General features: G+C 71.7%; 15 protein-coding genes. 11 read left to right on the top strand and 4 right to left on the bottom strand.

Features of this window, described 5'->3' with window-relative positions; translation table 11 throughout:
• Nucleotides 1–10: 10 nt before the first annotated feature.
• Entirely contained in the window at nucleotides 11–769 is a 759-nt protein-coding gene (locus tag R7226_RS17340; RefSeq protein ID WP_318598491.1) for an amidohydrolase family protein, read from the top strand.
• Between the two features lie 10 nt (nucleotides 770–779).
• On the opposite strand, the gene R7226_RS17335 is transcribed toward R7226_RS17340, so the two are convergent.
• Nucleotides 780–1,196 (bottom strand): cytidine/deoxycytidylate deaminase family protein, encoded by a 417-nt coding sequence (locus R7226_RS17335; RefSeq protein ID WP_318598490.1) that lies wholly within the window; start codon nucleotides 1,194–1,196, stop codon nucleotides 780–782.
• 244 nt (nucleotides 1,197–1,440) lie between these two features.
• On the opposite strand from R7226_RS17335, the gene R7226_RS17330 reads away from it, so the two are divergent.
• The 9 genes from R7226_RS17330 to R7226_RS17290 are packed head-to-tail and all read left to right on the top strand — an operon-like array spanning nucleotide 1,441 to nucleotide 10,175.
• Nucleotides 1,441–2,589, top strand: coding sequence for an extracellular solute-binding protein (locus R7226_RS17330; RefSeq protein ID WP_318598489.1), 1,149 nt, complete (start codon nucleotides 1,441–1,443; stop codon nucleotides 2,587–2,589).
• 15 nt (nucleotides 2,590–2,604) lie between these two features.
• Nucleotides 2,605–3,492, top strand: coding sequence for an ABC transporter permease (locus R7226_RS17325; RefSeq protein WP_318598488.1), 888 nt, complete (start codon nucleotides 2,605–2,607; stop codon nucleotides 3,490–3,492).
• Nucleotides 3,492–4,322 (top strand): ABC transporter permease, encoded by an 831-nt coding sequence (locus R7226_RS17320; protein WP_318598487.1) that lies wholly within the window; start codon nucleotides 3,492–3,494, stop codon nucleotides 4,320–4,322. The genes R7226_RS17325 and R7226_RS17320 overlap by 1 nt, the downstream gene beginning before the upstream one ends.
• Nucleotides 4,319–5,404: an ABC transporter ATP-binding protein gene (locus tag R7226_RS17315; RefSeq protein ID WP_318598486.1), complete on the top strand. Its 1,086-nt coding sequence runs from the start codon at nucleotides 4,319–4,321 to the stop codon at nucleotides 5,402–5,404. The genes R7226_RS17320 and R7226_RS17315 overlap by 4 nt, the downstream gene beginning before the upstream one ends.
• On the top strand, nucleotides 5,401–6,405 hold the full coding sequence (locus R7226_RS17310) for a phosphotriesterase family protein (protein ID WP_318598485.1): 1,005 nt from the start codon (nucleotides 5,401–5,403) through the stop codon (nucleotides 6,403–6,405). The genes R7226_RS17315 and R7226_RS17310 overlap by 4 nt, the downstream gene beginning before the upstream one ends.
• Nucleotides 6,402–7,721, top strand: coding sequence for a cyclase family protein (locus R7226_RS17305; protein ID WP_318598484.1), 1,320 nt, complete (start codon nucleotides 6,402–6,404; stop codon nucleotides 7,719–7,721). The genes R7226_RS17310 and R7226_RS17305 overlap by 4 nt, the downstream gene beginning before the upstream one ends.
• Entirely contained in the window at nucleotides 7,718–8,506 is a 789-nt protein-coding gene (locus R7226_RS17300) for an N-acyl homoserine lactonase family protein (protein ID WP_318598482.1), read from the top strand. The genes R7226_RS17305 and R7226_RS17300 overlap by 4 nt, the downstream gene beginning before the upstream one ends.
• The gene (locus R7226_RS17295; protein ID WP_318598481.1) at nucleotides 8,503–9,705 is read left to right on the top strand and encodes a M24 family metallopeptidase; all 1,203 of its coding nucleotides are present in this window, start codon (nucleotides 8,503–8,505) and stop codon (nucleotides 9,703–9,705) included. Before R7226_RS17300 ends, R7226_RS17295 begins: the two co-directional genes overlap by 4 nt.
• Nucleotides 9,702–10,175: a cupin domain-containing protein gene (locus R7226_RS17290; RefSeq protein ID WP_318598480.1), complete on the top strand. Its 474-nt coding sequence runs from the start codon at nucleotides 9,702–9,704 to the stop codon at nucleotides 10,173–10,175. Before R7226_RS17295 ends, R7226_RS17290 begins: the two co-directional genes overlap by 4 nt.
• Before the next feature lie 35 nt (nucleotides 10,176–10,210).
• On the opposite strand, the gene R7226_RS17285 is transcribed toward R7226_RS17290, so the two are convergent.
• From R7226_RS17285 to R7226_RS17275, 3 genes are all read right to left on the bottom strand, one after another.
• Nucleotides 10,211–10,483 (bottom strand): hypothetical protein, encoded by a 273-nt coding sequence (locus R7226_RS17285; protein ID WP_318598479.1) that lies wholly within the window; start codon nucleotides 10,481–10,483, stop codon nucleotides 10,211–10,213.
• 138 nt (nucleotides 10,484–10,621) lie between these two features.
• On the bottom strand, nucleotides 10,622–10,831 hold the full coding sequence (locus R7226_RS17280) for a hypothetical protein (RefSeq protein WP_318598478.1): 210 nt from the start codon (nucleotides 10,829–10,831) through the stop codon (nucleotides 10,622–10,624).
• A complete protein-coding gene (locus R7226_RS17275; protein WP_318598477.1) occupies nucleotides 10,828–11,121 on the bottom strand; it encodes a BrnT family toxin in 294 nt (97 codons plus the stop codon). Before R7226_RS17275 ends, R7226_RS17280 begins: the two co-directional genes overlap by 4 nt.
• 109 nt (nucleotides 11,122–11,230) lie before the next feature.
• Here R7226_RS17275 and R7226_RS17270 point away from each other — a divergent pair, with 109 nt between their 5' ends.
• On the top strand, nucleotides 11,231–11,701 hold the full coding sequence (locus tag R7226_RS17270) for a hypothetical protein (protein WP_318598476.1): 471 nt from the start codon (nucleotides 11,231–11,233) through the stop codon (nucleotides 11,699–11,701).
• Nucleotides 11,702–11,742 lie beyond the last annotated feature (41 nt).

The raw sequence follows: 11,742 nt of genomic DNA, 5'->3' as shown, positions 1-11,742 counted from the left end.
GAACCGTCAGATGATCATCGACGCCTACAACACCGCGCAGAACGTGCGCGGCCGCTCCGACTACCTGACCGGCGCCAAGCCGGGCGAGCCGCCGCCCCCGCACAGACCGTTCGACCCCTCGCGGCTGATCGAGCGGATGGACGCCGCCGACGTCGACATGGCGATGGTCTGCTCGCTCGCGCAGCGGATCGAGAACGACTTCATCGCCAGCCTCGTCGCCGACCACCCGGACCGCCTCTTCGGCTTCGGCCAGGTGCTGCCGCAGGACGACGACGCCTTGGAGACGATCGACAGGATCGCCGAGGCCGGCCTCTCAGGGCTGAAGCTGCACCCGTCGATGCACGGCTACCACGTCGCCGACCACGGCCTGCTCGACCCCGTCTTCGCGCGCTGCCGCGAGCACGGGCTGGCGGTCCTGATCAACGCGCTCGACGACTCCTTCTGCGCTCCGTTCGCGATCGAGGAGATCGCGAAGGGCTTCCCCGAGGTGCCGACGATCATCGCCCACATGGGCGCCGTCTGGAACGTGCCGGAGGCGATCATCGTCGCCGAGCGCCACGACCACATCCTGCTCGAGACCTCGGCGACGCTGCTCGCCGACGTGCGGCGCGCCTACGCGCGCGTGGGACCGCGGAAGATCGTGATGGGGACCGAATGGCCCGGCCACGACTTCGACCTCGAGCGGATGAAGATCGGCAAGGCGATCGAGGACCCGGCCGACCGCGCGCTGATCGAGGGCGGCAACATGGCGCGGATCCTGAGGCTGTAGACGCGCCCGCTTACCAGCGCCGGATCGTCTTGGCGGGCAGCAGCTCGCGGACGGTCGCGCGCCCGACGACGCCGTCGTCGTAGACGAGCACGGTGGCGTCCGGGCAGTAGTCGGCCAGCAGCTCGCGGCAGATGCCACAGGGGCTGATCACGCGCAGCACGCCGGCCGGCTTGAAGTGGACCGCGACGACGGTCTCGACGTCGAGGTCGCCGGCCGCCGCGGCGGCGCCGAGCGCCATCCCCTCGGCGCAGATGCCGCTGCGGCGCGCTGAGCCGTCGACGTGCAGGCCGACGTGCACGGCGCCCGCGCGCGTGCGCAGCGCGGCCGCGACCTCGTGGCGACCCGGCTCGTGACGGGCGCCGAGCAGTTCCTCCGCGCGCGTGAGCAGCTCCTGCTCGGCGGCGGTCAGGTCAGGGGGAAGCTCCATCGAGCGAGGATACAAAATCCCCGTAAGAGGATCCATTTGTGCATGATGTCCATATACGGCGGGGCTGAGAATCGTGTCGAAGCCTTGACGCTCGCCGTGGCTCCCGTTACGGTTCTCCCAACTTGGATCCACGGACACACCAAATGGATCCCAGACGTCACATCGAACGTCGCGAGAGTCACGCGGTCGCCCTCGCCCCCCCAGCGGACCTGGCGGACTCGCTTTGCCAACAGGAGGCAGGTACATGGACGATCAGACGCAGCGGTGGAACGGCGAGCTCTCTCGTCGCACGTTGCTCAAGCGCGGAAGCGCGACCCTTGGAGTGCTTGCGCTCCCGGGCGTGCTCGCCGCCTGCGGAAGCAGTGACGACGGTGGATCGACCACGGCCGCGACGTCGGCGGCCAGAGCATCGACCGAGCCCCCTGAGCTGACCAGACTGATCGAGGCGATCAGATCGGACGAGGTCATCATCGGCTCGTTCGGCGGCACGACCGAGGAGGCTCGCAAGGCCGCCTTCTGGGACTCCTTCACCGAGCGCACCGGCGTCAAGATCCGGACCGTCGACATCCCGGGCTCGCTCGGCGACGACATGCTGCTCGGCAAGGCGCCGACGAGATGGGACGCGGTCCACTCCAGCGGCTACATGGTGATCCTCGCTGACGGCGGCAGAAAGCCGCTGCCGACGCTCGAGATGACCGAGGACCTGGTGCCGCCCGAGGTCGCGAAGTCCTCGTTCCAGTCGTTCTTCATGGGCTACGTGCCCGGTTACATCACCGGCACGTGGGACGAGGAGATGGCCGGCTGGGCCGACTTCTTCGACACGAGAAAGTTCCCCGGGAAGCGCGCCTGGCCGAACAGATACTACTTCGAGGGCACCCGCGAAGCGGCCCTGCTGGCCGACGGCGTCACGCCCGAGGACCTCTACCCGCTCGACGTCGAGCGCGCCAACGCGAAGATCAAGTCGATCTGGGACGACATGGTCTTCTACGAGGCCTATCCGCAGATCCAGCAGTTTCTCTCCTCCGGCACCGTCGCGGTCGCATTCGCGCCGAACGGCATCTTCGCTGGCGCCAGAAAGCAGGGCCTCGACGTCACGATCGACTGGACGCTCCCGCTCCTCTCGCTCAACAACATGGCCGTCATGCCCGATGCACCTAACCTCGATGCGGTGCAGGCGCTCGCCGGCTGGTGCGCGCAGCCGGAGCGCGCGGCCGAGTTCGCGCGCCTCACCAACTACGGCCCGCCCGTCAGAGCGGCCTTCGACGAGATGACGCCGGAGGAGGTCAGAAACCTCCCGAACGCCCCCGGCCGCGACACCGTCATGCCGACCGACAAGTACCTGTCGGAGGTCTTCGAGATGCTCGCCGCCGACAACCAGAAGCTGTTCTCGTAGGTAGCCGCTCGCACCATGTCTGTCCGTTCACACCCCGTGCAGCCGCTGCCGGCGCCCGCGCGCCGTGCGTCCTCGCGGCTGCGCGGGGCGTTCGGCGGCAGCGGCGTCGTGTGGCTGCTCGCGCCGCCGCTCGTCTTCCTCTTCCTGCTGCTGTTCGTCCCGGTGATCTACCTGATCTTCGAGGCGTCGAAGGAGTCCGGCTTCTCGCGCGCCTTCGAGGACACCGTCTTCACCGACTCGATCCCGCGCACCTTCGTGCTCGCCGCGATCGTGACCGCCTTCGCGATGCTGCTGGGCACGATCTACGCGCTCGCGATGGCCGTCGCGCCGCGCTGGATCGCGGTCGTGATGCTGGTCGCGCTGATCACGCTCTTCTGGACCTCGCTGCTGGTCCGCACCTACGGCTGGATGATCCTCTACTTCCCGAGAGGCCCGCTGTTCGACGCGCTCAACGCCGTCGGCCTGCGCGACAGACCGCTCGACATCTACCAGACCAACTTCGCCTCCTATCCGGCGATGGTCCACGTGATGCTGCCGTTCGTCGTGCTGCCGGTCTACGCCTCGCTGCTGCAGCTCGACCCGCTCCAGGTGCGCGCCGCGCGCGTGCTCGGCGCCAAGCCTTTCCTGATCCTGCGCAGCGTCGTGCTGCCGCAGCTGCGCGCCGGCATGCTCGCCGCCGGGGTGCTCGTCTTCATCATGTCGCTTGGCTTCTACGTCACGCCCGAGATGCTCGGAAGCCCCACCGGCTCGATGGTCGCCGGCGTGATCGGCGGCAAGTTCAACCTGCCCGGCCAGACCTCGGTCGCGGCCGCGATGTCGGTGCTGCTGGTGCTGGTGATCGTGATCTTCTACGCGATCGCCGACCGCGTCTTCGGCGTCAGCAAGCACTGGGGGAGAAGCTGATGCGCAGTGAGCTGCGGGCCGGACTCGGGTTCGGCCGCCTTCCCTTCCTCGCGATCGGCGCGCTGCTGGTCATATTCCTGCTGTTGCCGCTGCTGGTGATCGTGCCGACCTCGTGGACCTCCGGAATGCTGCTCGAGTTCCCGCCGAGAGGGTTCTCGCTGCAGTGGTACGACAGAATGCTCGCCGACCCGACGTGGACCGATCCGCTGAAGGTGTCGCTGAAGATCAGCTTCTTCGCGGCGCTGCTGGCGACGACGGTCGGCACCGCGGCGGCGCTCGGCATGCGGCGCCTGACGCTCGGTCGTGGCGGCGCGCTCGTGCGCAGCCTCTTCATCCTGCCCATGGCGATCCCGTACGTCTCCTACGCGCTCGGGATGTACAACGTCTTCCTCGACCTGCCCGCCGGGCTGAGCGAGACGATCGTGCCGCTGATCCTCGCGCAGTCGCTGATCACCTTCCCGCTCGTCTACATCGTCGTCTCGGGCGCGCTCTCGGGCGTCGATCCGCGGCTGGCGAGCGCCGCCTCGACGCTCGGCGCGCGCTGGCCGACGGTCGTCTGGCGGATCGAGCTGCCGCTCGTGCGCCCCGCGATCCTCGCCGGCGGCCTGTTCGCCTTCGCGACCTGCTTCGACGAGGCGGTGCTGGCGATCTTCCTGGCGCCGATCGACCAGGTCACGATCGCGCAGCAGCTGTACCGCTCCGCCAACGAGGCGATCGCCCCGACCCTGTCGGCCGTCTCCACCTCGATCACGCTGCTCGCGATCGTGGTGCTCGGCCTCGCAACACTGATCGGCCGACGTGCCGGAACCCGAAACGGAGGAACGGCATGAGCGTCCGGCTGACTTTGGAGGACGTGCGCGTCGAGCTCGGCGGCAACGAGATCCTGCACGGCATCTCGCTCGACGTCGCGCCCGGCGAGTTCGTCACGCTGCTGGGCCCGTCGGGCTCGGGCAAGACGACGACGCTGAACGTGATCGCCGGCCTGATCAGAACGAGCGGCGGCCACGTCCGCTTCGACGGCGAGCCGGTCGAGAAGCGGCCGCCGCACGACCGCGACATCGGCCTCGTCTTCCAGTCGTACGCGCTCTTCCCGCACATGACCGTCGGCGACAACGTCGGCTTCCCGCTGCGCACGCGCGGCATCTCGAAGGGCAGACGGCGCGAGATCGCCGAGCGGATGCTCGACCTCGTCCACCTGCCCGGGATGATCGACCGCGGCGTGCGCTCGCTCTCGGGCGGTCAGCAGCAGCGTGTCGCGCTCGCCCGCGCGCTCGCGCCGGAGCCGAGCGTGCTGCTGCTCGACGAGCCGATGGCCGCGCTCGACAAGCAGCTGCGCGAGACGATGCAGATCGAGATCAAGCGGATCCAGGCGTCGGTCGGCGTCACGACGGTCGCGGTCACGCACGACCAGACCGAGGCGCTGACGATGTCGGACCGCGTCGCGATCATGCGCGACGGCCACGTCGAGCAGCTCGACGCGCCGGAGGTGCTCTACCGCAGACCGGCGACGCTGTTCGCCGCCCGCTTCCTCGGCGAGGCGAACCTGCTGCCGGTCGACGCGGGGCGCCTGCTCGGCTTCGACGCGGAGGTCGGCGCGCGCGCCGGCACCGCGATCGTGCGGCCGGAGGAGCTGACGCTCGGCGAGCGCGCGCACGAGCAGGCGCCGCGCATCAGAGCATCGGTGCGGACGACCTCGTTCCAGGGCACGCGCTACCGCGTCGAGTGCGTCCATCCGCAGCTCGGCGAGCTGGTCGCGTCGATCCCGCCGGACGTCGCGCCGGCCGCGGTCGCGCCCGGCAGCGAGATCGAGATCGCCTGCGCGATCCCGGCCGCGATCCACGTGCTCGCCGACGTCGTGCCGCCGGCCGAGGGGGCCGGCGCGCCGTCGGCGTCAAAGCTCGCCGCGGCGTGATCGAGACAGTCCTCGGCCCGATCGAGGCGGCGTCGCTCGGCGTCGCCTCGATGCACGACCACCTGCTGATCGACGCGCGGATCCTGCACGCGCCGGCGCGTGAGCCGTTGCCGGAGCCGCCGCTGGTGACGCTGGAGAACCTCGGCTTCGTGCGCTGGAACCTGCTCGCGCTGGAGGACAACCTCGTGCTCGACGACGCCGAGCTGGCGGCGAGCGAGCTGGCGCGCGCGTACGCCGAGGGTCAGCGGGCGGTCGTCGACGTGACCTGCTGGGGGCTCGGCGCCGACCCGGCGCGGCTGCCGGCGATCGCGCGCGCGAGCGGCATGCACGTGATCGCGGGGGTCGGGGTCTACCTCGACCGGCCGCATCCCGAGCGCGTCTCGGAGCTGTCGGAGAGCGAGCTGGCGGAGGAGTTCGAGCGGGCGCTGACGGTCTCCTACGACGGCTGCGACTTCCGCGCCGGGCTGCTCGGCCTCGTCGGCACGAGCGAGCCGGTGACGGCCGGCGAGCTGACCGCCCTGCGCGCCGCCGGGCGCGCCGCCGCCGCGACCGGCGCCGCCGTCACCGTGCGGCTCGACCCGGCCGCGCGCCGCGGGCCGTGGGTGCTCGACGAGCTGGCAGCGGTCGGCTGCCCGCCGGGGCAGGTGATCTTCGGCAACGTCGACGAGTTCCTCGAGCTGGACTACCTGCAGGGGCTCGCCGCCGAGGGCGCGAACCTGGAGCTCTGCTTCGGCAACGAGGCCTATTACCGCGACGGCTACGGCGACCCGACCGACGGCGAGCGCCTCGCCGGCACGCTGGCGCTGCTGGAGGCGGGGCTGGCGGGGCAGATCGTGCTCGGCTGCTCGGTCTGGACCAAGAGCCAGCTGCGCGCCTACGGCGGGATGGGCTACGAGCACCTGCTGCGGCGGATCGTGCCGACGCTGCGCAAGCGCGGCGTCCCCGACTCCCAGCTCGACGAGATGCTGATTCACAACCCCGCCCGGCTGCTCGACCGATGATCGACGCGAGCCTGACGATCCACCCCGAGATGCTCCACGGCGGCCGCCGGCCGACCGTCGAGCACCCGTTCTCGCTCGCCGCCGGCGACGACTACAACGTCACGCGCTGGACGATCAGCGCGCACGCCGGCACGCACGTCGAGGCGCCGCTGCACACCGTCGCCGACGGTCTTGCCATCAATGCGCTGCCGTTGGAGCTGTTCGTCGGGCCGGCGCGCGTGCTCGATCTGACCTTCGTGGACGGCGAGGAGGTGAGCGCCGCGGATCTCGTGCGCGCCGGCCTCGGCGACGACGCGCGCGTGCTGCTGCGCACGCGCAACTCGGCGACCGTCCTGCGCGAGCGCGAGAAGGCCGAGGCGTGGGTCGGCGTCGCGCCCGATGCCGCGGCGCTGCTGGTGGAGCGCGGCGTGCGGCTGCTCGGCGTCGACTACCTGACGGTCGAGGCGCCGGCGCGCGAGGCGACCTTCGACGCCCACCGGATCCTCAACGGCGCCGGCGTCGCGCTGATCGAGTCGGTCGACCTGAGCGCGGTCGAGGCCGGGCTCGTGGAGCTGATCTGCCCGCCGCTGCGGCTGGCCGCGGAGGCGGCGCCGGCGCGCGTCGTGATCGTGCCGGGGCGTGCCGCGGGCGGCGCGGGCGCTGCCGCGGGCGCGCTGATCGACATCTCGATCCCGCTCGGCGAGGCGACGCTGACGTGGGGGATGGCGCCGCAGCGGATCGACGTCGAGACGCTCGCGGGCGGCGACCACTGCAACGTCACGCGCTGGTACCTGGGGTCGCACAGCGGCACCCACGTCGACGCGCCGATCCACTACAGCGACGGCGCGCGCACGATCGACGACGTGCCATTGGAGACGCTCGCCGGCCGCTGCCAGGTGCTCGACGTGACGGCGGCGAGCGCGGACATCACCGCCGCCGACCTGCTCGCCGCCGGGCTCGGCGACGCGCCGCGGGTGCTGCTGAAGACGCGCAACTCGGATGAGCGGCTGCTGCACGGCGACGCGCGCCCGGAGCAGTGGATCGGGCTCAGCGGCGACGGCGCGAAGCTGCTCGTCGAGCGCGGCGTGAGGCTGGTCGGGATCGACTTCCTCAACCTGGAGGGGAAGGAGCAGAGCGCCGGCGGCTGGGCCGCCCACCACGTCCTCTGCGATGCCGACGTGGCGATCCTCGAGGCGATCGACCTCGCGGCGGTGGAGGCCGGCGACTACGAGCTGTGGGCGCTGCCGCTGCCGCTGCGCGGCGCCGAGGCGGCGCCGGCGCGCGCCTTCCTGCGGCCGCTCGTGGCGGGCGATGCTGGCGCGGCGGTCTCGCCGTGACCGCCGCCGTCTGCGACCGGCTCTTCTGCCTCACCGTCGGCTGGGAGCTGGTGCCGGAGGGAGTCTCGCTCGAGGGCGGCTCGCGCGAGATCCTGCGCGAGCCGGTGATCGCGATCGTCGCGCGCTCGCCGATCGGCTGGGTGCTGCTGGAGACGGGGATCGACGCGCGCCGCTTCCGCGGCGTCACCGAGCATCCGATCTACCCCGTCGGCCTGCCCGAGTTCCCGACCGGCGGCGACCCGCTGCTCGACGCGCTCGCCGAAGTCGGCCTCGCGCCCGGCGACCTCGCGCTGGCGGCCGTCTCGCACCTGCACGTCGACCATGCCGGCGGGCTGCGCCACCTCGCCGCGGCGGGCGTCGAGGTCGTGGTGCAGCGGCGCGAGCTGGAGTTCGCGCTGGAGCGCGCCGGCGCGCCCGAGTTCTACGCGCGCGACGACTACGAGCGACCGGAGCTGCGCTGGCGTGTGCTCGACGACGGCGACGGCGAGATCGCGCCGGGGATCGACGCGATCTGGACGCCCGGCCACGCACCAGGACACATGTCCTACCGCGTGCGGATGGCCGAGTCGGGCACATGGCTGTTCGCGATCGACGCGATCGACCTGCAGCGCGGGATCGACGAGGACCGCTGCGTCGGCTGGTCGGCCGATCCCGCCGACGGCCCGCTGCGGCGGCGCTCGCACGACCGCCTGCTTGCGCTCGCCGCCGCCGAGGGCGCGCGGCTGGTGCCCGGCCACTGTCCCGTCACGTGGCCGACGCTTTCGCACACGGAAGGATTTCGATGACTGTCACGACCCTGCCGGCGCCGCCGCCGGCGATCTCCCACGACGAGTTCGCCGCGCGCCGCGGGCGGGCGGTCGAGCTGGCGCGCGACGCCGGCCTCGACGGGCTGCTCGTGTGGGGCAGCCGCAACTGGCCGTGGGCGGTCAGATACCTCGCCGACCACCAGTCGGGCTTCATGCAGCAGGGCGCGAACGCGACGACGTTCGGCGACAAGGGCTTCTCGGTGCTGGTGCTGCCGGTCGAGGGCGAGCCGATCCTCGTGCTCGACCAGCGCGTCAGACCGGGCGAGGTCGCGATCGCCGACGCGCGCACCGGCACGACGATCACGCCGGCCGTCGCCGAGGCGCTGCGCGAGACCGGCCTCGCGGGCGGCCGCATCGGCGTCGTGGGCGAGGGCGCGCTGCTGGCGCGCCAGCAGCGCGAGGTCGAGCAGGCGCTCGGCGCGCCGCTGTCGCTGACGCCGGCCGACCGCCTGATCGAGCCGCTCGCGCGCGTCAAGTCGCCGGCCGAGCAGGAGCTGCTGCGCTACGCCTCGCTCGTCGGGGCGACCTGGATGGAGACGATGATGGCGGCGGCCGCGCCGGGGCTGACGGAGGGCGATCTCGTCAGCATCGGGCTGCCGGTGCTGATCGGTGCCGGCGGCTGGCCGATGGACGTGGTCGCCGGCTCCGGCAACCCCGCGCGCCCGCAGGCCGAGCGCGGGATCCCGTCGTTCAACGCCCGTCGTCCGTTCGCGGTCGGCGACCTGCTGCGCGTCGACGGCTTCGGCCCTGTCGCCGGCGGCTACCAGTGCGACCTCGCGCGCTCGACCTGCGTCGGCGCCGAGCCGACGGCGGCGCAGCGCGAGGTGCTGGAGCAGGCGGTCGAGCTGATCGACACGCTGATCGCGGCGTTGCGGCCGGGCACGACGCTCGGCGCCGTCCACGACATCGGCGTCGAGTTCCTGACCGAGCGCGGCCACCCGCCGCACGGCTACTTCGAGGGCTTCTGGCCGGCCTTCGGCCACCAGATCGGCCTGTCGACCGAGGGTCCGTTCGTCTCCGAGGGCGAGACCGCGGTCGTCGAGCCGGGGATGACGATGGCGCTGGAGATCGTCGTCGGGACGCCGGAGACCGGCGGCATCAGCCACGAGGAGTGCGTGATCGTGCACGCCGACCGCGTCGAGGTGATCACGGCCGGCTGCAGACAGCGGTGGTGGTGAGCGGCGGCGCCGCCGACGCGGGCGGCTCGGCCGATGTCGACCCCGCCGTCTGGTGGCTCGACGGCGTGCGGTCGCGGATCGCGCTCCACGGCGACGTGACCGGCGGCCGCGTCGCCGTGCTGGAGGAGGTCGCCCCGCGCGGGACTTGCTCGCCGCTGCACTCGCATCCCGAGGACGAGACCTGGCAGCTGCTGGAGGGGAGCGCGACGTTCTGGATCGGCGCGGAGGCCGCGCCGCGCCGCTGCGGCCCCGGCGACGCCGTCTTCGCCGCCGGCGGCACCCCGCACGCGCTGCGCGTCGAGTCAGAGCGCGCCCGCATGGTCGTGATCTCAACGCCGGCCGGGTTGGAGCGCTGGGTCGAGCAGCTCGGCACCCGCGCCCCCGACGACCCGCCCCCGCCGCGCGAGCGGATCAGCGCCGTGGCGCGTGCGCTCGGCGTCGTCGTGCACGGGCGGCCGCCGGAGGGGTGAGCGGCCGGATGCGAGGGGCAGCGTGCGCGGGATCGCTACGGGACCACGAGGTTGTGCACCTCGAACATCGTGGGCTCGCCCGGAGAGATGCCCATCGCGGCCAGCACCGGCATCAGCCGCTCGCCGAACGCGTCGAACTGCTCACGCGTGCTCCAGATCTCGCTGACGAGCAGGCTGCCGTCCTCGCCGAAGCAGACGTGCATCTCGAGCCCCTCGGGCGGAAAGCCTCTATCGCTCAGTCGGCGGATGGTCTCGTCGTACTGCTCGGCAGTGAGCGACTGGGGGTTGAAGCGGACAACGAAGCTCATGACGGCCCCTTTCTGGGATGCGACCGACGATAGCCAAAAGCAGGTGCATCGAACGGTCGCAGCGCTTCCGTCATCCGACTTCCATACCGGAGCGGAGGTCGTTGGCACACGGCCCGAGCCGGGCAGACCGGCGGGCCGTCAGGGGCGGCGGGCAGGCGGATCGACGCGACGAGCGCGCGCTCTGAGCGCGCGACGGCGAGCGACCTCGCGCTCGACGTCGGTGACGACCGTCACCGTGGCGCTCGGGTCACCGGGGTAGTGGTCGACCTCGTCCGCGGCGAGCGATTCCAGGATGGAGTCGAAGTCGCCGGGCTGCGGGTCGGGGTCTGTCCAAGGATCGCGCGTCATGACCTCCGCCAATTCAGTCTACGCTCACGAATCGTCGATCTCCACCCCGTCACGATCATCCAGGCGTCGTCGTTGAGCGTGCGTTCGATCACCAGCGTCAGTGCGCGACCACCATCTGTACGCCCGACAAGCAGCCGCCGCTCGGTCACGTTGCTGCCGGTCGGATTGCGGACGACCACATACGCGTTGCGTGGGAGCTGCCGCGCTTCTGCGAGCGAGATCCCGCGCGCACCGAGCTTCGCGATCGCCACCGGGTTCGCGAGCAGTTCGACGATCGACGGCGGTCCCATGAGTGGGCTGGACGCTACGTCGGCCGCCTGTGACGACTCCAGACGTGTTCGCAACGGATCTGCGGAGGAACTGTGGGAGAAGCGTCGCTGCGAGGGGCAGACTGGCCGCATGGAGAACGACCGACGTGACGCGCGGCTCGCGCGGCTGGAGCCGTTCGTGGGGGAGTGGCGGATCGAGGCGCCGGCCTTCGCGGCGGAGGTCGATCCCGACCTCGCCGGCGCCGCGCGCGTGACCTTCGCGTGGACGCTCGGCGGCGCCTTCCTGCTGCAGCGCTCGGCGATCCCGGTGCCGGGCGCGCCGGACGGGCTGTCGGTGATCGCGCCCGACCACGACGGCGACGGCTACACGCAGCACTACTTCGACTCGCGCGGCGTCGTGCGGATCTACGCGATGACGTTCGACGGCCGCGACTGGACGCTCGAACGGCACAGACCGGACTTCACGCCGCTGCCGTTCCACCAGCGCTGGATCGGCTCCTTCAGCCGCGACGCGAGCACGATCGAGGGACGCTGGGAGACCTCGCCCGACGGCGAGTCGTGGGAGCTCGACTTCGAGCTGACCTACGTGCGGCTGACCTGAAGCTCGGGGAACGTCCAGGGGTTCCCCCGGTTGGCGGCGCG

The sequence above is a fragment of the Conexibacter stalactiti genome (assembly GCF_033542075.1).
Taxonomy (GTDB): Bacteria; Actinomycetota; Thermoleophilia; order Solirubrobacterales; family Solirubrobacteraceae; genus Conexibacter; species Conexibacter stalactiti.
The sequence above is the reverse complement of the archived record's forward strand: the minus strand, read 5'-3'. Positions and strand labels throughout refer to the sequence as shown.

What these genes read in the sequence shown, in the direction of transcription:
- R7226_RS17335 (WP_318598490.1), bottom strand. Translation starts at nt 1,196, where the DNA reads ATGGAGCTTCCCCCTGACCTGACCGCCGCCGAGCAGGAGCTGCTCACG.
- R7226_RS17315 (WP_318598486.1), top strand. Translation starts at nt 4,319, where the DNA reads ATGAGCGTCCGGCTGACTTTGGAGGACGTGCGCGTCGAGCTCGGCGGC.
- R7226_RS17305 (WP_318598484.1), top strand. Translation starts at nt 6,402, where the DNA reads ATGATCGACGCGAGCCTGACGATCCACCCCGAGATGCTCCACGGCGGC.
- R7226_RS17275 (WP_318598477.1), bottom strand. Translation starts at nt 11,121, where the DNA reads ATGGGACCGCCGTCGATCGTCGAACTGCTCGCGAACCCGGTGGCGATC.
- R7226_RS17280 (WP_318598478.1), bottom strand. Translation starts at nt 10,831, where the DNA reads ATGACGCGCGATCCTTGGACAGACCCCGACCCGCAGCCCGGCGACTTC.
- R7226_RS17320 (WP_318598487.1), top strand. Translation starts at nt 3,492, where the DNA reads ATGCGCAGTGAGCTGCGGGCCGGACTCGGGTTCGGCCGCCTTCCCTTC.
- R7226_RS17295 (WP_318598481.1), top strand. Translation starts at nt 8,503, where the DNA reads ATGACTGTCACGACCCTGCCGGCGCCGCCGCCGGCGATCTCCCACGAC.
- R7226_RS17330 (WP_318598489.1), top strand. Translation starts at nt 1,441, where the DNA reads ATGGACGATCAGACGCAGCGGTGGAACGGCGAGCTCTCTCGTCGCACG.
- R7226_RS17325 (WP_318598488.1), top strand. Translation starts at nt 2,605, where the DNA reads ATGTCTGTCCGTTCACACCCCGTGCAGCCGCTGCCGGCGCCCGCGCGC.
- R7226_RS17285 (WP_318598479.1), bottom strand. Translation starts at nt 10,483, where the DNA reads ATGAGCTTCGTTGTCCGCTTCAACCCCCAGTCGCTCACTGCCGAGCAG.
- R7226_RS17340 (WP_318598491.1), top strand. Translation starts at nt 11, where the DNA reads ATGATCATCGACGCCTACAACACCGCGCAGAACGTGCGCGGCCGCTCC.
- R7226_RS17270 (WP_318598476.1), top strand. Translation starts at nt 11,231, where the DNA reads ATGGAGAACGACCGACGTGACGCGCGGCTCGCGCGGCTGGAGCCGTTC.